12 protein-coding genes are annotated in these 20,043 nt (G+C 47.2%); 4 read left to right on the top strand and 8 right to left on the bottom strand.

Annotated elements, in window-relative coordinates:
* Nucleotides 1-51 precede the first annotated feature (51 nt).
* The 3 genes from B160_RS0104130 (at nt 52) to B160_RS0104115 (ending at nt 4,615) form a co-directional block, all read left to right on the top strand.
* Nucleotides 52-453 (top strand): helix-turn-helix domain-containing protein, encoded by a 402-nt coding sequence (locus B160_RS0104130; protein WP_026309510.1) that lies wholly within the window; start codon nt 52-54, stop codon nt 451-453.
* A gap of 73 nt (nt 454-526) precedes the next feature.
* Nucleotides 527-3,487, top strand: coding sequence for an RNA-directed DNA polymerase (locus B160_RS0104125; RefSeq protein WP_018626609.1), 2,961 nt, complete (start codon nt 527-529; stop codon nt 3,485-3,487).
* A gap of 171 nt (nt 3,488-3,658) precedes the next feature.
* A complete protein-coding gene (locus B160_RS0104115; protein ID WP_018626607.1) occupies nt 3,659-4,615 on the top strand; it encodes a restriction endonuclease in 957 nt (318 codons plus the stop codon).
* A gap of 371 nt (nt 4,616-4,986) precedes the next feature.
* On the opposite strand, the gene B160_RS0104105 is transcribed toward B160_RS0104115, so the two are convergent.
* The 7 genes from B160_RS0104105 to B160_RS0104065 form a co-directional block, all read right to left on the bottom strand.
* Nucleotides 4,987-7,458 carry an alpha-L-arabinofuranosidase C-terminal domain-containing protein gene (locus B160_RS0104105; protein ID WP_018626605.1) on the bottom strand — a complete coding sequence of 824 codons (2,472 nt, stop codon included), beginning with the start codon at nt 7,456-7,458 and terminating at the stop codon, nt 4,987-4,989.
* Nucleotides 7,459-7,490: 32 nt separating this feature from the next.
* Complete coding sequence (locus B160_RS0104100) at nt 7,491-9,677, bottom strand: glycoside hydrolase family 43 protein (protein WP_018626604.1); 2,187 nt, start codon at nt 9,675-9,677, stop codon at nt 7,491-7,493.
* A complete protein-coding gene (locus B160_RS0104095) occupies nt 9,674-11,638 on the bottom strand; it encodes an alpha-L-arabinofuranosidase C-terminal domain-containing protein (protein WP_018626603.1) in 1,965 nt (654 codons plus the stop codon). Before B160_RS0104095 ends, B160_RS0104100 begins: the two co-directional genes overlap by 4 nt.
* Nucleotides 11,639-12,938: 1,300 nt before the next feature.
* Nucleotides 12,939-14,165, bottom strand: a complete 1,227-nt coding sequence (locus B160_RS0104085; protein WP_018626601.1) for a DUF2264 domain-containing protein — start codon at nt 14,163-14,165, stop codon at nt 12,939-12,941.
* Between the two features lie 193 nt (nt 14,166-14,358).
* Nucleotides 14,359-15,204, bottom strand: coding sequence for a glycoside hydrolase family 16 protein (locus tag B160_RS0104080; protein ID WP_018626600.1), 846 nt, complete (start codon nt 15,202-15,204; stop codon nt 14,359-14,361).
* A 452-nt stretch (nt 15,205-15,656) separates the two neighbouring features.
* Complete coding sequence (locus tag B160_RS0104070) at nt 15,657-15,872, bottom strand: hypothetical protein (RefSeq protein ID WP_018626598.1); 216 nt, start codon at nt 15,870-15,872, stop codon at nt 15,657-15,659.
* Nucleotides 15,873-16,333: 461 nt separating this feature from the next.
* Nucleotides 16,334-17,518, bottom strand: coding sequence for a zinc metalloprotease (locus B160_RS0104065; protein WP_018626597.1), 1,185 nt, complete (start codon nt 17,516-17,518; stop codon nt 16,334-16,336).
* Nucleotides 17,519-17,671: 153 nt separating this feature from the next.
* Between B160_RS0104065 and B160_RS0104055 the strand changes: the two genes are divergently transcribed.
* Nucleotides 17,672-18,052, top strand: coding sequence for a hypothetical protein (locus tag B160_RS0104055; protein ID WP_018626595.1), 381 nt, complete (start codon nt 17,672-17,674; stop codon nt 18,050-18,052).
* A gap of 19 nt (nt 18,053-18,071) precedes the next feature.
* On the opposite strand, the gene B160_RS0104050 is transcribed toward B160_RS0104055, so the two are convergent.
* Entirely contained in the window at nt 18,072-19,931 is a 1,860-nt protein-coding gene (locus tag B160_RS0104050; RefSeq protein ID WP_018626594.1) for a sulfatase family protein, read from the bottom strand.
* Nucleotides 19,932-20,043 lie beyond the last annotated feature (112 nt).

Genomic DNA, 20,043 nt, shown 5'->3' with positions numbered 1-20,043 from the left:
GCTGACTGCTTATAAAGCCCTAAATTTGAACCATTGATAAATACAGCAATTATGGAGAAAAAGATACACGAAGGCCGGAATGTAAAGCGCTTTCGCGAAATGCTGGGCATTAAACAGGAAACCCTGGCTTATGAACTGGGCGATGACTGGAACCAAAAGAAAATATCCCTGCTGGAAGCCAAAGAAACGATTGATACGCCCCTGCTGCAACAAATTTCCGCTGTGTTGAAAATACCGGTTGAGGCATTTCAGAATTTTGACGAGGAACAGGCGATCACTGTCATTTCAAGTACCTTTCATGATGGAGCTGCTGTTGTTCAACACAACCCCGTTTTTAACCCTGTTGACGCCGTATTAAAACTTCATGAGGAAAAGATGGCATTATATGAAAGGATGCTGAAGGAGAAGGATGAGATGATGGTCGAGTTAAAGAAATTAATAGAAAAAAAATAAATTATTTATCAATTATCTTTATCACAAATCAAGCCACTGCCTGAGTGGCTTTTTTTAATCAATAATTTCAAGTATGACCTTAACTAATATTACTGAGGTAAAAACTGCCTACAAGAAGTTGAAATCCTATGTGTATCATGAAAATTTTTCTTTGCCATTGCGTATTTCGCTTGCTGAATATGAAGGGCCAAACATCGCTAAAAAGTTGGAAAAGTTGGTAGATGAAATCAACGCCTATGCACAAAATCCCCAAACGGGAATATTTAGGCATTATAAATCAATAAGAGCATCTTTGATGCCCAAAAACTTTGAAGACAATAAAGGGCTATTAGCAGATGAAGCATTTTACTTCTCTAATGCCAATAAGCTTCGGGAATATGTAATAGAAAAAGAAACACCATTCATTTTGTGTCCCATTGAAATCCATATTGTCTCGATTTTATGGATTATGAAAATCGGACACAAACTCGACGAAAAACTAAGTTTCCCTTGTTATGGCAACAGATTGCTGAGGAATTATGATAATCAATTCGAAGAAAATTCAATCAAACTTTTTAGAAAATACTTTATTAGCTATAATAACTGGCGCGATGATGCTATAAAAAAAGCAAAGGGGCTACATCAACTCAATCTTGATGTAGCTATTTTAAGCTTAGACTTAAAAAGCTACTACAACTCTATTGACCTTGATTTTGCCAGCATAAGAGATATTGATCCCGAATTTAATTGGCTCAATAATTTTCTTCAGGGAGTTCATATAGCATTTTCAAAATTACTAGAAGATGAAAACTTAATAGAACAGAAAGGTAAACGAATAATACCGATTGGCCTAATATCTTCTAACATACTCGCTAATTATTATTTGAAGGACTTTGATGATGCTATAACTCAAAAAGTAAAACCCGAATTTTATGGACGATATGTTGATGACATTATGTTTGTCGTATCAAATCCAAAAATATTTCCGGAGTCTCCGTCACCTGTCAACTCATTTATTGACCAATTCCTGGTTGATAATGGGATCTGGGGAAGAGATCCTGGTGTCGCTGTAGAGAAAAATGGAGCTAATGCAGAATACCATATTAAAATAGGAAAAAATGCCTTACCCTTTCAGATAAAAAAGGTAAAGTTATACCACTTATTAGCAAGCGAAAGCGCCAATTTACTAGACGAGTTTGAAAAGGAGATTAAAAAGAACAGCAGCGAGTTTAAATTCCAACCTGAATCGAAGAATATTTTCGAAAGTTTTGAGAATGCTTCTTACAAAATCTCCTATTCCGACACTGTTAATAAACTTAGATCAATAGATGGGTTTAATGCTGATAAATTAGGAGCATCTAAGCATCTTGCAAAACTTATTTCAACAACAGTAGCCGCCGAAAAACTATCCAAAGAACGATTTGAAGAAATTAACGATAAGATTGTTACTTTTTTTTCAGGAAAACGAAGTTTAGAATTAAATGCACTTTGGGAAAAAGTATTTACATTCTATGTGGTTAACGCAGCGAAAGACGAGTTAATAAAATTTGCAAAAGATCAGATAGAAAACATTTTTAGAATCAAAATCAGAGAACGCAAAATTACTGCACCAGAATACATGGATATTCAAGCAAGCCTGCTAACCCATTTAACCAATTGCTTCTCTATGGCAGCATCGCTAAATATCGCATTCTTTAATGATGCAATAATAGACAGTTTACGAGACAGCCGCTATAGTAATGTAACCACGTTTTTCTTTGAGTTCATTACTATAGAGCTGGTTCTAAAGCAAGCTAAGGCTTTAATTGGTTCGAACCTTTTCAGACACAACTATCTCTACTATCCATTACTGAATTATTGCGTGCAAGAGGAGGGGTTCAACTACCTAAACAAGCAACTTAAACCAGATAAAACAAAATTTGCTTTTTCAAAAAGAAAAATCGAGTACTCCCCGCGTTTCATTCACTATCATGAAGTATGCTTATTTTATGGAATGAAAAGTTGGTTTAAACCAAGCGAACTAAATAAGAAATATTTTAGTAGCCAGTATAACTATTTATTCGGAAAATATATCGACATGAATAAGTTATCACAAAATGCGGAAAATGCATATCGAAAATTTTACCCAAAAGAAGAACCTTTTGCAAAAGTCAATGATAGAAAATATGAAGGGAAAAAGATAGAAATTAAAGCAGGCAAAGTCAAGGACAAATTAAAGATCGGGTTGGTTAATGCAGTTATTGATTTTGAAAATTCCAAATCTTCTTTACTGGGCAAACCCAACCTTTCCTTTAGACGATTAGATGAAATCAATCAATTACTTAATGAATCATTGCATACTCAAAAGTGTGATATTATTATTTTCCCAGAGATTTCTATTCCGTTTCAATGGCTTCCTATGTTAGCGTCTTTTTCCAAACGAAACAATATAGCGATTTGCTGTGGAGTAGAGCATATAGTAAATAATGAAGGATTTGCGCTAAACTATGTCGCCACAATACTACCATTTACTTACAACAGATATCAGAATGCGTTAATTGATTTTAGACTAAAAAAGGACTACTCTCCTGAAGAAATTGAAGAAATACAGGGCCGAAAAATAAAGATACCTTTCAAAGAAATGGAAAATGAACAATTAAGATTATATGTATGGAATGACATACACTTTAGCATATTTAATTGCTTTGAACTGGCCGACATCCGCAAAAGGGCAATATTTCGAGGTCACGTTGACTTTATTGCTACAGTAGAACACAATCCTGATGTAAACTACTTTTCCAATATTATTGAATCAGTTGCCCGAGATATACATAGTTATGTTGTTCAAGTCAACTCCTCACATTATGGAGACAGCAGGATTACGCAGCCGGCGGAAACGTATAGAAAGGATATTTTAAAAATAAAGGGCGGAAACAATGTTTCATTGATTACGGGGACAATAGATATAGCAGCTCTGAGAGAGTTTCAAAAATTAGAATATCAGTTACAGAAAAGGAACAAAATATTTAAGCCTACACCCCCTAATTTCAAAATACTTAATTCAAGGAGAAAATAAGTCAAAGGCCTTAAACGCCGAACAGTATGAACTTTCTAAAAGAAAAAAACATTAAGCCAATGCTTAGAAAAAGTCATACCGACACAAGGATTCAAGAAAAAACGGCTCTCATGCTACTCTCAAAGTATTGAGTTGCTTCATTATTAGTATCAAAAGAAAAACCAATCGCTAATGAATGATATTTATCACTACCCACCTGACTTATTTGACTTAGTTGTTCAAACTATTCCATTGCTTAATAGATCAAAAAAATCCGTTTTAACATTCTTCAATGGGGCTGGTGTAGAGGAAGCTCTTTATAGTGATATAACAGCTAAAGTTTTATCAAACCCTGAAGCAATATCAAAGTATGAAATTTGCCGAGTCATCCTTGAAAGAATTAACCAAAACAGTGATAAATACTTACGTCAACGAAGAGAAATACTCAAACGAATAACAGAATTTGAGGCTTTTTCCACTTGTTGGGAAAGCGATCAATTGAAGGCTAAAGGACTTGTTTCTGAAATCCAAAAAGTGATTAATGTAAAAGATTCTTTTACAAGAATGAAACAAGAAAGAGAAAATGAACAAAATCTCAGGAGAAAAGAGCATCATAAGAAAATAGAAGAAATTCAAAAAAAAACAGAACAATTAAGCAAAATAAAAAATGAATTATTCTCTCTCTTTAACGAAAACAATGCTCAAAAACGGGGAAAAAAATTAGAATTCGTGTTAAATGGATATTTCAAAGTATTTGAGATTTTAATAAAGGATGATTTCAAACGATTGGGAGAGCCTGGAGACGGAATAATTGAACAACTAGACGGAGTAATTGAAATTGACAATCAGATTTTTTTGGTGGAAATGAAATGGAAGAAGGATTCCATAGGAAGCGATGATATTTTTTCACATTTAGGAAGAATTTATCACAGAACCAACGCTCATGGTATTTTTATTTCGGCCTCGGGATATTCGGCTTCTGGAATAACTGCTGCCAAAGAGGCATTGGTAAAGAGCGCACTAATGGTCATGTTTGATCTTGAAGAGTTTGTCAAAGTAATAGAGGGAGAGATTGACTTTAGAAATTATTTAAGAGAAAAAATCAAAGCCGCAATAATTGAGAAAGAACCGTACAAAAAACCGATATAATCCGGGCTTTAATGCACAAATAATGGGTTGAGTGCCAGCAAGGTACATTTCCTGCACCGCAATCAGTACCTGTATATGCTGCACTCAGTCGTGCTTTTCGCGGGCGCTCATGGCCTGCATGAATTTCCATACCCCGAGCCGGATATCAAAACAACCTGAGGCTAAGCAACACTCCTGTACAGACCTGGAGGTCTGCGCAAGATTATGAGAACGTTTACAAAAAGGCCATTGCCATCCATGTATGGGCCGAACTTATAGCGCTGTATCAAAAGTCCATCAATTATTACAAACCCCGCACACAGCCACAAGGGTGACATTGGCGCTACGGCATTATTGGGGAGGAACTCCGGCAATTGCCCGCATGGAACGGACTATTGCTGCGGTATCCGGACCACGGTCAGCGAATAGGGTGCCAGGGTCAGGGCTTCCACTTCCCTGAGCGGGATGGTGGTAGTTACAGGAAGCACTTCTTTACTGGCAGGGTTACCCTGCATTACTGTTTTCGTTGCCATTGGCGCCAGCCGGAAGGCCTGCAGATCAGCCGCTACATTAACGCTTGCCGGCAACAGGTTCACCAGTTTTAAGACCAGGTCGCGACTCGCGGAGTCCCGTACCAGCGACCAGGCAATGCGGTTTTGTACCTTTTTGTTGTTATCGGAATAATGCACGGTAGCGGGAATGTATACATCCCCCGCATTTCTTCCGAACAGCTGCTGCACATAATAGCCGGTGGTAGGTTTTACCATGCTGTTATTAAAATAAATGAGATCCGGGTTCCATTGGGTATGCCCTTCTTTTGCGAGCAGCGGGGCATACGACGACATGCGGACCACATCGCCGTTGCGCTCCAGTCCCGTAAGATGTATGGCTTCTGCCAGCGCCGTTTCGAGGTTATTGGGCCTGCCGGGCAAATGGGCTGCGTATTCGCCAACATATACCCCGGGACCGTTGCGATCATACCGGTCATAAAAATCCTGGTTATAAATAAACCAGCCCGGCGGCACATAGTAATGCTCGTCCACCATGGGCACCTGCAGCCGGGACGCCAGCTTCCAGCCTGCCTCATAATCCGACCCCTCAAAGAAAGGTCCCACGGTACCGATCACGGTAATATCCGGATATTTCTTCTTCACTGCATTATAGATCATGGTGAACCGCTCTGTAAATACATCCGATATCAGGTCTTCATTACCGATCCCGATATACTTTAAATGAAAGGGCTCCGGATGACCGGCGGCAGCACGCTGCCTCCCCCATTGGGTATGCACATCGCCGTTGGCCCATTCCACCAGGTCCAGCACATCCTGTATGTAACGGTCCATGTCTTTTAGCGGGATGCCGCATTGCTGTCCACCCAACGGATGCCCGTGCTGCGCCGAATTCTGGCAGGGCACACCGGCCGCCACTACGGGAACCGGTTCGGCGCCGATGTCTTCACAAAACCGGAAGTATTCAAAATAACCAAGCCCCATGCTTTGATGATAGCCCCATAAATTGCGTTGTGGTTTCCGGGCCTCCAGGGGACCGATCGTATTTTTCCAGTTATAGATATTTTCGATGCCATCACCATGCGCCACACAACCGCCCGGGAACCGGATAAACCGGGGATGCAGGTCTGCAATATGCTGCGCCAGGTCTGCACGCAGCCCGTTCTTACGGCCTTTAAACGTGTTACGCGGAAACAATGAGATCATATCCAGCGCAAGGGCACCTTCCGCCTGCGGAATGAGTTCCAGTCTGGCATCGGTTACGGTTTTCGTTGCCACCAGCGCCAGGCTTTGCTTTTTCCAAACCGGTGTTAACCCGTTGATCACGGAAGCTGCGATCACCGTACCATCTTTTGTTTTCAACCGCACGGCGAGCTTACTGTTTTTTCCGGAAAGCGACCGGGCGAACAGGGAAAGATCATACCGCTCGCCCGCTTTTACAGCCATGCCATCAAAGCCTTCATTCATCAGCGTGCCGCCGGAGCCATCCGTACGCAGTACTGCATAATGCTTATTGTTGGAATGGATCGGGTCAACTGAAGCAATGGTAAATTCCAGCCCCTTCCCGGAAACGCTCCAGGCTTTTTTAGCATTCCATTCCGGATCGCGGTTTTCTTTATCAGCGGGATCATATTCAAATCCCCGGTTCTGCACCAGCTCGGCATAGAGACCGCCATCTGCCGCATAGTTGATGTCTTCAAAGAATACGCCCATCAGCAGGTTGCTGATCTTCTTTGAACGGGCCATTTCCGGATGGATAGATACCGTTACCGGTTTCAGCGCCGCAAACCGCATGCTGTCTTCGCGGGTAGTTTCGCCCCAGAGCTGGTTCCGGTACCCTGTAAGCTGTTCTTTTTTCAGCAAGCCATCCACCAGGGTCCAGGACACTTTAAGCCGGCTTCCCTTTTGTGGCACACCCAGTATCAGCGCCGCTGCCTGCTGCTGCCTTGCTGCCGTCACCTGCTGTACAGATACAGACGGTACCGCTTTCAGATCCGGATAATAAGATTGAGGCATCCAACGCACCAGGTCCTGCGAAGCCGTACAGGCAACCGGTCCGGCATCGCCCGTAAGGTTCCATACACAATGCCAGGTTCCTCCTGTACCGGGAAACAGCACCGGTTGAAACATGCGCTTTTCGCTGCCCCAGCGCCCATAGTCCGACTTTAAAAAACCGAACTCCGGGCCAATGGCATGCCAGCTTTGCCCGTCGTTGCTCCAGGCAAAATGCAGCCCGTCCCTTCCTTCCTGTTGCAGTTTTGCGTAGGCAAAAAGCCAGACCGAATCGGGAGCATTTGCCAAAGCGCGGCTGCATACAGCAACGATTACCAGTAAGAATACAATCCGTTTTATCATGATTTAAGAACCGGTTTAGAGGTTAAGCAGTCCTATTTTAAATGCACCGGGCCAACGCCCCGATGCGAAGGCGTTACTTTCCGGATGTTTCCATCGGCATCAAATTCCAGCGTATCGATGCATACTTCCCGGTGATAACCGGCCGCTTCTCCCATAGCAATACCGCTGGGATAGGTGAACCGGTGATACACGATGTACCAGCGATCAGTGCCCGGCAGCTGCAGTATCGAATGATGCCCGGTGCCATAAATACCCGCGGCTGCGCTCTTTTCCAGTACCACATTATTTTCCGGCACGTGGATGGGGCCGAGCGGCGTTGGTGCCGTACCATAACGCACCCTGTAGTTCGGACTGCGGGTATCATTCTCGCTCCACATGAAATAATAGGTCCCTTTCCGGTAAAATACATAGGTCCCTTCCCGGAAGGTTTTACCGGGCGTGATCACTCTTACCGTTCCGGGCCTGATGGAGATCATGTCTTCACCAAGCTCGGCCACAGCCATATAGCCATTTCCCCAATACAGGTAACTTTTCCCCGTTTGCGGGTCGGTGAACACATCCGGGTCAATTTCCTGTCCTCTTTTGACACCTTCCGGCTTTTGTGCGATCAACGGTTTGCCGGAATCCACAAACGGACCCGCAGGATCCCCCGCCACGGCCACACCTATTTTCTGTGCTGCGGTATAATAATAAAAGTAGCGATACTGCCCGTTGATCTTCCTTTCGATGATGCAGGGCGCCCATGCGTTGCGATTGGCCCAGCTTACCTGCGTTGGAAGATCGAGGATCACCCCTTCATCGGTCCAGTTGACGAGGTCGGGAGATGAAAATGTTTTAAAATAATTGCCCGCCCATCCGGTAAAACCGTCGCTGGTGGGATAGATATAGAATTTCTTTGTTTTTTGGGCATACAGGATCTCCGGGTCGGCGTAATACCCGTTCAATACGGGATTGTGATGCTGCAGCAGGCCCACCGTAAATGTTTCCGTCTGTCGCCCATTTATTAAAACCCGGTAGCGCACCGGTCCTTTTGAAAAATCGACCGGTCCGGATGGTATGGTGGTTACGCCCGGTAGTTTTATAAACTCCGGATCGAACCGCTTCAGCGCCGTACCGGGTAGCACGGGCAGGTATAATTTTTTCCCTGCCGTATCAAAAACAATATTGTTCCTCCTGATCTCTTTTGCCTGTACGGATGTAATGATCGCCTGCGGCTGTAACCATTTGCCCGTTAACCGGGCCTCTTCTTCTTTTGTAATGGGCAGCACCGTTCCATGCCGGGGATGAAAGTTCATCGACACTTCTTCATCCACCACTTTAAAATGCTCAAAATCGCTTGTCTTTGTAAACTGGTAGCGTCCTTTCGTATATACATCATACATTAAAATATACCCGCTGCCATCATTCAGTTTAAAAACCCCGGCGCCTTCCACGGGGTCTTTGGTCTGCTGCACATACCGGTCGCGCAATGTATACCCGCCGGTGAGCCGGTCCGAAACCGCAATTTTAATTCCGTTACCATTGCCTTCCGTTTTAAAAAAGAGGTAGTATTTTCCGTCTTTAAAAACAATATCGCCATCGATGCAGGCCGTGCCGTGCGGGTTATGGAATAATGGTACGGGCTCCGTTTCCAGCGCCGTAAAATCTTTATTGGCATAAGCATAATAGATCACATCCGGTTCATCTCCGGCGCGCATGGACCAATAGATCATGTATTTTTTCTTTTCCTGATCGTAGATGGTTTGCGGCGCCCACACCCGGTTTACCTTTTCAAAAGTCTTAAAGGTCTCCGGGATGTTGACCACCGAAGAAGACCAGTGGACCAGGTCTTTTGATCTCAACAATACCATTGCCCGGTTGGAGTTCCAGCCGTTGGCCGATACCATATCGGTGGCGACCATATAAAATGTTTGGCCGCCGGCGCCCCGCAGGATATGCGGATCCCGCACACCACCGGTCGTACTGATCTTTTCTGAAGCAACGATGGGCTGGTTGCCATTCAGTGCCCTGAAATGATATCCATCCGCGCTGACCGCAAACCGGATCGCTTCTCCGGCCTTGCTGTTGCCGGTGAAGTAGGCAAAAAGGTAGGCGCTGTACCGGGGCGCAGCATCCTTACGGGACTGGGCAAAAAGAGTGCTGCCCGCTGCGATGAGCGCAAGCAATATCAAAGACCGCAGCCGGTTCTTCCGGCGGATGGGCATGGGTACACGGTTCATTTTATACGGATCACGTTAAAGGAATAAGGCATCAGGGTTATGGAGGGTTGTTTGCCGGACCAGGGGATCGCGATTTCTTCCGGGTAAATGGCCCGGGGATGCTCCGCCGAATTCATCGCGTAAAGATCGCTGCTTTGGAGCCGGCTTAACCGGGCAATGGTTGCCGGTTTTTTTAATCCTGTTAGCGACAGGCTTACGGATTGTGCCCGCGGAAGCGCATTGACCACTTTCAGGATCACCTCACCGGTGTGTTCATCTAAAGCAGCAGATGCATATAAACTATCCTGCCCTGCCACCACTTCGTCGTTCATGGTAAGTGGCAGCACTTTTGAGCCCTTGTTCAATGAATAAAGTTTTTGTACATAATAGTCTGGTGTGCCCCATACGTTCAGATTATTCACCCAGATCAGGTCCGGCGACCACTGCCAACCTTCGGTATGCGCAAACAGGGGTGCGTAGGATGCCATTTCTACCACTGCAGCATTCCGCTCCACACCGGTCAGAAAGGCGGCTACCGATAATGCCGCCAGCCAGTTGTTCTTTTTTTCCGGCGCCACACCGGCCGGATGGGCTGCATACTCCCCGGCAAATACTTTCGTAGCGGTACGGGGATAAGAGTCATACCGTTTTGCATTGCCGAAGAACCATTGCGGAGGCTGATAATAATGCTCATCCACAAAATCGATATTCATCGCCCGCAATCCACGGTTCAGCAGGTCAAACCGCTCCCCTTCCGGACCCGTGCCCGAGCTGGCAACGATTTTAAAATCCGGGTACCGGGCACTGATCGCTTTTTGAAACAGCTGCAGCCGCTCCAGGTATTGCGGGCCCCAGTTCTCGTTGCCCACGCCCATCATCTTTAAATGAAACGGTTCCGGGTGGCCCATATCTGACCGTATCTTCCCCCATGTTGAGGTAACGGCTCCGTTTGCAAATTCGATCAGGTCCAGGGCATCCTGTATGTACGGATCCAGCTGATCGAGCGGAACCAGCTCGGCCGAATTGAACTGGCAGGCCATACCACAGTTGAGTATGGGCAGGGGTTCTGCACCAATGTCCTCGGCCAGCTGGAAGTATTCAAAAAAGCCCAGGCCAAATGTCTGGAAATAATCCGGAGCCGGGCGATGGGCAAACTCAAAATTCCAGCGGTTGATCAGCAGCTGCCGTTCTTCTATGGGCCCGATCGTTTTTTTCCATTGATAGCGCTGCGAAAGATCGAAACCTTCCACGATACAGCCACCGGGAAAGCGAATAAAGCCGGGCTTCATGTCGGCCAGCATTTGCACCATGTCTGCCCGCATGCCGCCTTTCCTTCCCTTCCAGGTATCGCCGGGAAACAGAGAGATCATGTCCAGGTCGATGACGCCGCTGCCTTCAATGCTGATCTTCAGCCGGGCTTTTTCTTCCGTATCGGTTGCCGCGAACCGGATCTCCTGCTTTTTCCAGGCGCCCCCGGTGGCGGGTGGGACCAGTGCTGCTTCCCCGATCGCCTGCCCCTTTGCATTGCGCAATGATACCCTGATCTTTATATCCGATTCCATGCTTGCATACATAAAAGAGAAATCGTAATACAATCCTTTTTTGATCCCCATACCCCGGAACCCTTCATTGGTGAGCGAAAGGGCCTGCCGTTGCCCCGGTTGAAGCGTTACCCGCAAAAAACGCGGGTTGTTCGTGTTTTGCCCTTTCCGGTTCAATACCAGCACCGCACCTTCCCGGTGCGGCTCCTGCTCCACCTTCCAGCCCATCAATGGCCTGAAGAATTCAAAGGACCGGTTCTTTACCAGTTCTGCATAAATGCCGCCGTCTGCCCCCATATTGATGTCTTCAAAAAAAACACCGTACATCGTGGGCGCAATGGCTGCCACGGGCTTATCCACTGCTATTTTGAACAGTTTGTCCTGCGCCGGTACCCGGAGCGCTAAAAACAAAAAAATGAGGATCTGTAGTTTTTGTTTCATATGCAGAAAATTACAAGCAATGCATCCTTCTTCTGGCTACACCTGTTTCAACCCGATTGTTAAAGTGCATTTTACAATTGTTAAAGTTACAATTAATAATCGGGTTTACCGCATCTTTTACCGGTCGTCACGTGATATTCATACAGGCTGGCCTATGAGATGACCGCCGCGCTGCAGCCGGGGGCCGGGGCGCGCTCCTGGTTACAAAGATCTGCGGCGCGTTGCGCCTTTTACTCATTTGGTCCTTATTTAACGTTCCGGTTGGTGCGTGCTCCCAAAACTGCCCGGCTAAGTCACTTAAACGGGGATGAGCGCTGCTGGGATCGCAGAAAGGTAAACGTTGCCCGGATCTGCGGGCGGTGTTTCCCGCGGATCTTCGCAGATCTTTTTCGTTCTACCTGCAGGTGGAGTGCTCAGCATTTCATCTGTGTAAATCAGCGGGCGGTGTTTCCCGCGGATCTCCGCCGATTTTTTTCGTTCTACCTGCGGGTGGAGTGCTCAGCATTTCATCTGCGTAAATCAGCGGGCAGTATTTCCCGCGGATCTCCGCTGATCTTTTTCGTTCTACTTGTTGGTGGAGTGCTCAGCATTTCATCTGCGTAAATCAGCGGGCAGTGTTTCCCGCGGATCTCCGCTGATCTTTTTCGTTCTACCTGCGGGTGGAGTGCTCAGCATTTCATCTGCGTAAATCAGCGGGCAGTATCTCCCGCGGATCTCCGCTGATCTTTTTCGTTCTACCTGCGGGTGGAGCGCTTCGCATTTCATCTGCGCAAATCAGCGGGCAGTATCTCCCGCAGATCTTCGCTGATCTTTCCGTTGTATTTGCCGATAGAGTGCTCAGCATTTTATCTGCGAAGATCAGCGGGCGGTATCTCCCGCGGATCTCCGCTGATCTTTCTGTTGTATTTGCCGATGGAGCTCCCTGCATTTCATCTGCACAAATCAGCGGGCAGTATTTCCCGCGGATCTTCGCTGATCTTTCCGTTGTATTTTACCGATAGATCGCTCTGCATTTCATCTGCGTAAATCAGCGGGCGGTGTTTCCCGCGGATCTTCGCAGATCTTTCTGTTATATTTTGCCGATAGATCGCTCTGCATTTCATCAGCGCAGATCAGCGGGCAGTATCTCCCGCGGATCTCCGCTGATCTTTTCCATTGTATTTGCCGATAGAGCTCTCTGCATTTTATCTGCGCGAAATGAAGCGCCTAAACTGAAGCACTGGCATGTTTTATCCCAACATACTATTTCTTATCCTGACGCAGATCCGAAACTCCGGGGGAGATTTGAGGATCGGGAGGGCTACTTTAGGTCTACGGCATGATCCCCGTGAAAGTCGGCTCCGTTCCAGATGGCTTTGGACGACCAGGCGCGGGGGGCATCCTTCCAGAAAGGCGCATCCGGCGCCAGACCCAGCGGCAGAAAGACCTCCGTGCACAGGTACAGACTTCCCTGGTTATTGTACACATCGGCAAGTCCGGGTTGCTTCCCATTGAGCCCGATCACCATCCAGCCGTTCTTATCATAGGTAGCCGGCGGGGCAAGTGTTTTTTGCATTACGGCATACAGGGCTTCGCGCACCTGCGCTGGTGCCAGGGATGCCGGCAACTGCTCTTTGTAAGCCATATTGGCGAGGTGATGAAAGGCGCCCGACCGGTACACGATCGACCGGCCATAGGCGGGGAAACTGCCGTCCGCGTTAATGGTACGTTCCTGTATTTCCGCATACCGCTCGTTGATCTTCAAAAGTTTTTCGCGTTCCTGTTTATACCGGCCGCCTTTCTGATAAGCGATCCCGATGATCTCCTGCAAATAAGGCTGGATCACATAGCTGTTGTAATAATCATTGTGAAAATGCTCCCCGTCGCTGAACAGGCCGTCGCCCGTGTACCAGTGGTACATAAATGTACGCACACCGTACTCAATGGTCAGCGGGTTGTATGCATATCCATATTTGAGGAAAAATGCTTCGATCATGCCGGAGAACAGGATCCAGTTATTATATCCCGGTATGGTGGCACGTGTCTGGTTCAGGCACCGGACCACATTCTGCTGCGTCCGGCTGCCGAGGTGCTCCCAGATCCAGGGCGCCCGCACCAGGCCCAGCGCAAAAAAGGACGCATCAACCAGTGGCTGCGCACCTTTCCATAATACATAATCTGCCCGGGTGCTGTCCGTAGCATTGCTGATGGAAGCGATCACCAGAGCGCGGTACTGGTCCCGCAGCTTTACTTCTGCCGCCGGGCCGCCCTCCGCGTTCAGCCAGGGAGCTATGCCACTGAATGCCCGCCCCAGCGCTTCCAGGTACTGGGCTTTGATCCGGGCGTCCGGATTGTCGCTCACCGGGGAGATCTCCTTTGGCATATTCTTCCGCAACTGGTCTGCCGCCATGTTCATAAAAACAGGGCGTACCACTTTATCCAGCATCTGCACCCATTGCATCCGCCTGCCGTTTGCATCTTTTGCTTCCTGACCATAACTACTGCCTGCTATGAGGCAAAACATAACCAGTCCAATAAGTTTTTTCATCAAATTCAACTTTTTTATACCAGGTTCTGAGTCAGCAAATGTAGTTTCTTTTCCGGATTACAGGGATGCAGCTGTGGAAGAGGTGCTGTACATTTTGATATTGCTGTTTTTCCTCACTGAATACACAAACAGGCACGCTCCTTAACACCTTTTTGCATTCAAAGATATCTGTGCACGCTGGCAGGTGTTCCTCTTATTTTTTCTGGTACACCCGTACATAGTCGACCAGGTACCGGCTGGGAAATGCGGTCAGCGAGGGATCGCCGCCATTATCGCCACCGATGGCCAGATTGAGCAGGATATAATGCGGCTGCTTAAAGGGATGGAATCCATCCGGGTTTACCAGCTGATCCAGCGGCACCTGGTTCATGAGCTGATCATCTACATACAGCTTTATTTCTTTCTCATCCCAGTCCATCCGCCAGATGTGAAATTTTTCGCTCCAGTTCTTATCTCCGAAGGAAGCAACCGGTTTTTTCACTGTAAACCATTTTGCCTTATAGCGTTCGGTTGTTCCGCAGGCGATATTGGCCAGCAGGTCGCCGCGGTAATATTCCATGATATCAATTTCCCCGTTGGACGGCCATTCCCTGCGGGTACCGAGGGTCCAAAAGGCCGGCCAGAGCCCTTTTCCCGTCCGGATCTTTGCCCGCATCACAAAACGGCCATATTGCCAGCTCTTTGTGCCCCTTGTATTAATGCTGGAGGAAGTGTATTCTATCTGTGGCCGCTGATCACGCCATTCACGGCTCCCCTCCCGATACCGGGGGTTGGGTCTTGTTTCCTTCTGTGCTTCGATCACCAGCAGGCCGTTCTCGCACCAGGCATTTTCCCGCTGGTACCACTGCAGCTCATGGTTGCGTTCAAATCCTTTCTCAAAACGCCAGACCGCCGTATCCACGGCTCCCTGTTTGTTGAACTCATCGGACCAAACCAGCCGGTACCCGTCCTTTGCCAGACGTGGCCCGGTATTGCAGGCTCCCAGTAAAAGAAAACTGCAGATCCATGCTGCCGGCCGGTAATTGTTAAGTTGTTTCATGATGATGTTGTGGATGAGGAGTTAAATGTGAGATGTTTGGGATGAAGAGTTGGGGTTTATAAGACGACCGTTACCGGGACCAGCCTGTATTTATTTTTGTTGTCTTCCCAAAGCCCGGTTGTGCATGGCACGGATTATTTACGATTCCCCCGATCAGCAAACAAGCGAAAAACAAACCTGCTAATTTCACCTTATTATCATTTATGCGAACAGTCTCCGGCACCCCGCAATGCAGAGGGTCATTATCTGTGGCTCCTACTTTTTTAAATTTCCCGATAAAACTTTTCATTGCTTTCATCACCCACCGGCAACGGGAGCAACCGTTAATTGTTGAAGATACAATTATATTGTCATTATAGGGCAGCGATGCCTGTAAGCGTCCACCCGGCACCCTGTTTTGTGCTGTTCTCCGGTTACGGTCCCGCTACCCGAATGCCGCATCCCGATCCGGATCAAATGATCTGGAAACGGTTCTGGGGCTGGCTAAAGCACTCGAACTTGCAGACCTTTTTATCTTTGATGGAGACTTTCACCTCTACATAAAAGTCAAAAAGCTGATAAAGGGAGTACGTAAATTCGGTATCTGTTTTCTCCGAAATTAAGATTGTCCGCCATATGGCTTTCATCTGCTCAGCTCTGTCAGCTGCCAGAAATTGGTTCAATGTCATAAGTCTGTTTTTTATGGTTATCACATTAAAGGCCAAAAGACGAGGAATACAATGCAGACCTTTGATGCAATGATGGTTTAACTAAAAGGGCTTCAACAGCAAAGATACGGTTTTCCGTAAAAATGCGCAGGTGTGGCAGTTTTATGGAGGTGCATTCCAAATTGTTGCACTTCCATAAATGCAATGTCTCCCTGAACTTGTTTCAGGGCCCATTAAACCACAATATGCATAGATGCATGATTTAGGCAGATCCTGAAACAAGAATAGATCCCGGAACACCCGTCCGACCGGTCATCCGGGCGGGAGTCCGGGATGACATCTTCAGGATGACCCAAAGCAGATTTGTCATGGCTCCATTGAGTTTCCTATGCAAATGGAAAACGCAGCATGACAGCGACAATTGGGAATGCTCCCGTTCCTGGGAATATATTTTGATCCGCAGACGGATACGTGCACCCGGCCTAAATGCCTGCCCCATTGATATAATACCTGCCGGTCATGAACCGGGAAGACATATACGCATTGTCCACAGCTTCTACTTTAAGGATCCGGTTGCCCGACAGCCGGGGAAGGGTTACACCGGTATCGTCGGGATCGTTATACACTCCCGTTAACTTACCGCCATTTGTATAAACAGAAACTTTCAGATCGATATTTTCGCTGGCTACCGTCAGGACCGTGGGCTTTTTAAAATGCATCCGGATAAAATCAATATCGCCCTCAACCCCCAGCACACCGGTAACAGAAGGGCTGGTGAGCGCCGCATGCTTTTCTATAAAATCAGGATAATCATCCTCCACCAGACGGACCTGTTTGTGGATCAATTCAAAATCATTCAGAGCCACCCCCCAGAAACTATTGATACAGGTTTGCGCATACCAGTTGGAGACGCGTTTGTCCGCGCTTCCCATAATCGGGCAAAAAGAAAGCGGTCCCTCCCCTATACCGGGGTGATACTCTCCAATCTGCGTGCACTGATCGTCAAAATAATTCTGATGCGCCAACCCCAGGCAATGCCCCGTCTCATGAGAAATAATCGAAGCGATCTCTTCCAGGTTATCTCCTATGGGAACCGTAAATACGAATGCCGGATCACCAGGCTTCCGTACTCCGGGCGCCGAAAACGGAGCAACACCGTTAACTCCGCTCGAAAATCCGACAACATTCGGAAGTGTAGTAAGGATTGTTATCTGTTTGTTTTCCACCGGATACGCCAAAAATGCATTATAGTCGGTAGTAACCCTGATATTGAATGGTGAAAAATCATCCGCCACTCTTTCTACTATCTGATCCAGTTGCTGCCTGCTCAGATCCGGAGCGGGGCAATTCCCGTTCCGGAGTATAATTGACGATTTGTACCCCGTTGCATCCGGCTGGCCGGGAGATACCGCTGCCCCGTCAAAATCCAGGTACACCAATAGTTCATCAGCAGGAACGGAGGCCATCGGGGCCGTCTGTATTGCGGCCATTTTTGTATGTGCACCGGCATTGGCTGCAACGAATTTTACGCCGCATCGAAGGGGAGCCTTTGCTATTTGCTGTTTGTGCGAAGCCATCGAAGGATCATCTGGAAAGAAACGGGCTTCCTGTTTCTGACAGGAGACTGCAAACAATAGCAGCCATCCAAGAGAAATAAAAATTTTCATTGTTAGTTTTTGATTTAAGCAGCCGTTAAAAAATGTTGGGAAGCATAAATATATCATATATCACACATATATCCACACTTTTTTTATAAACGGTCAGCATATGGCGCTCTGCGGGCAACAGGACCGTACGGACAATTTTTAGTACATTTAATCATGTACCGGAAAGATTATCTTTTAAGGCCGCTAAATGACTTGTTCAGGGCATTGGCCGGCAAAGTGCTTGGACTTATCGAAGCAGATAAAACAGCGGATGCACTGACTGTTATTCATGAGCGCTATTCCGGGGCAATCATAGACGGTGTTTTGAACAACGATCATGCCATAACGGAAAAAACAAATTATGATGAACTTTTAATTCAGGCTTCGCTTCTTTTCCTGAAGCTAAAAGCGTTAAAACGCGCGGGCGATCAATCGCACAAGCTGCTGAAAGACCAGTACATCGATTATGCCCGCAAGGTCATAAGCCTGAAGCCGGGCATTTTCGATCTTTCTCTTCAGTCAGACCTGAACCAGGCACTAAACGATCGCTATTAAAAACGGGACTGTTGCCGGCCTATGGAGACTGATCCAACCGATTCATGGTAAACTGAAGGTCGTATATCGTTCCCTGATAGGGCTGCAGACGTCCTTCCATCTTCAATCCCTGTAACATGCCACAGGTCACATACCCACCTTTTATCTGCGTAAGGCCCTGCTGCAATTTCGCAGTGAGCACCTGCCGGTTGTTAAACAACGCCACCAGGTCTCCATCCTTAGACAACCGGAAGACCAGCTGTCCCTCTTTATCCATAAGTAAAGCGCTCTGCAGGATCTTATCCCCTTCCAGGCCGACACCTATTTTTCCATGATGCGCGAATAATTTAAAATTATCAAAGTAATCACAAACAATGCCCCCCTTATCGATCTGTGTCAGATATGCGGTAATGTAGAGTGTATCCGGATCCCAACGCTTCCTGTTGAACGACAGATCGGAGGCGCTTTTATTTTGCGCGATCATATAACTATGATCAAAAAACCGGGGCAACGAGCCAAGCCGGATCATTTCATCTGTTTCTCCCTGTCGCGACAATTCTTTCTTTAGCAGGCCCCGGAGCTCCGCTAATTTATTTTTATGGCCGGCTTCCTGCGCCCGGTTCTGAAACTCCTCCGGGTCGGCTTTTGTCTGGTACATTTCTTCCGGAGCACGATAACTATACCGGTTCAGCAAAAACCGGGCGTGCGGATCCCGTGCTGCCGCGTTGACCCAGGAATCGAAATAAAACTCATTCCGTTCTACTTTATCAATGTGGGTAATAAAGCGTTTACCCGGATGATAGTTTTTTATATAATGCCATCCATCCGCCGTAATAATGCTCCGTGCCGGTGTGTAATTGTACCAGAAATGGGGCTCCACCGAAGTTTCTGCAAAAACAAACTGATGGTGCTGCTGTTTTACATCATCCAGCACCGGCTTAAATGATCGTCCATCCAGCCCCGGCACCGCCGCACCACCACCTGCATCCACCAGGGTTGGCGTAATGTCTACCAAAGAAACCAATGCATCGGAGACCTTTCCTTTGGATACATGGCCCGGCCAGCGTACGATCAGGGGCACCCGCAATCCCTTGTCATAAACCGTCCACTTGGCGGAAGGGAACTGTGCTCCCTGATCGGCAGTGAACATGAACAGCGTACGCTGCGTTTGTCCCGCACGGTCAATGGCCTGCATCACCTCTCCCAGCATATCGTCTGCCGCGCTGATGCTTTGGTAATAAGAGGCCAGTGCGCCACGGGTTTCCTTTGTATCAGCGAGGTAAGGCGGAACTTTTATTTTTGCAGGGTCAAAGTCCTTGTGCGGGAACCAGGGCACGTGGGGCAACCAGGGTGCCACGATCAAACAAACAGGCTGGTCGGGCTTTTCGCTGAAATGCTTTTCGATCATGTGCACCGTTTCCTTTTTCCGGTCTACCCGGTTCCCGGTAGGGGCGTATTTACCAAACTCCTTTCCAATGACCTCAAAGGGAAAATTTGCCAGGGGAAATACATCGATCTTGCCGGAGATGACTACGCGGTATCCCAGCTTCTGCAGGAACTGAGGAAGCCCTCCAATACCCGGGCGTACCGTAAAATGGTTCATCTGCGATCCGTTCCGGTGCGGATACAACCCGGTAAAGATCGCACTGCGCGAGGGCGTGCACATCGATGAAGCCGCGTAGGCCCGGGTAAAGCGCATGCCCTCTTTTGCCAACAGGTCCATATTGGGAGTGTGCACATCCGCGTTGCCGTAGCATCCGACATCCTGCTGATTCAGATCATCCGAAATAAAAACAACAATATTGGGCGCTTTTTGAGCATGTGCAACAGAGCCTGTCAGGCTGTATAAGAACAGCAGACCTGTGGTGCAGGCAATACGTATGATTCGACGCAGCATCATATGGGGCTTTTTGTAATCGTTTCAACAACTTAAGTAACAAAAATAACACTATTGAACATTTACCGCTTTAAAAAATGTGCCGGTCATGGTCATTATTGTCCGCAACAACACC

Source organism: Niabella aurantiaca DSM 17617 (assembly GCF_000374125.1).
GTDB lineage: Bacteria > Bacteroidota > Bacteroidia > Chitinophagales > Chitinophagaceae > Niabella > Niabella aurantiaca.
Note: the sequence above shows the minus strand (reverse complement) of the source record. Positions and strands in the feature narration are given on the sequence as shown.

Excerpts from the sequence above, each read along its gene's own strand:
- B160_RS0104085 (WP_018626601.1), bottom strand. The coding sequence starts at position 14,165 with ATGAAAAAACTTATTGGACTGGTTATGTTTTGCCTCATAGCAGGCAGT.
- B160_RS0104080 (WP_018626600.1), bottom strand. The coding sequence starts at position 15,204 with ATGAAACAACTTAACAATTACCGGCCGGCAGCATGGATCTGCAGTTTT.
- B160_RS0104070 (WP_018626598.1), bottom strand. The coding sequence starts at position 15,872 with ATGACATTGAACCAATTTCTGGCAGCTGACAGAGCTGAGCAGATGAAA.
- B160_RS0104055 (WP_018626595.1), top strand. The coding sequence starts at position 17,672 with ATGTACCGGAAAGATTATCTTTTAAGGCCGCTAAATGACTTGTTCAGG.
- B160_RS0104130 (WP_026309510.1), top strand. The coding sequence starts at position 52 with ATGGAGAAAAAGATACACGAAGGCCGGAATGTAAAGCGCTTTCGCGAA.
- B160_RS0104095 (WP_018626603.1), bottom strand. The coding sequence starts at position 11,638 with ATGAAACAAAAACTACAGATCCTCATTTTTTTGTTTTTAGCGCTCCGG.
- B160_RS0104100 (WP_018626604.1), bottom strand. The coding sequence starts at position 9,677 with ATGAACCGTGTACCCATGCCCATCCGCCGGAAGAACCGGCTGCGGTCT.
- B160_RS0104050 (WP_018626594.1), bottom strand. The coding sequence starts at position 19,931 with ATGATGCTGCGTCGAATCATACGTATTGCCTGCACCACAGGTCTGCTG.
- B160_RS0104115 (WP_018626607.1), top strand. The coding sequence starts at position 3,659 with ATGAATGATATTTATCACTACCCACCTGACTTATTTGACTTAGTTGTT.
- B160_RS0104105 (WP_018626605.1), bottom strand. The coding sequence starts at position 7,458 with ATGATAAAACGGATTGTATTCTTACTGGTAATCGTTGCTGTATGCAGC.
- B160_RS0104125 (WP_018626609.1), top strand. The coding sequence starts at position 527 with ATGACCTTAACTAATATTACTGAGGTAAAAACTGCCTACAAGAAGTTG.
- B160_RS0104065 (WP_018626597.1), bottom strand. The coding sequence starts at position 17,518 with ATGAAAATTTTTATTTCTCTTGGATGGCTGCTATTGTTTGCAGTCTCC.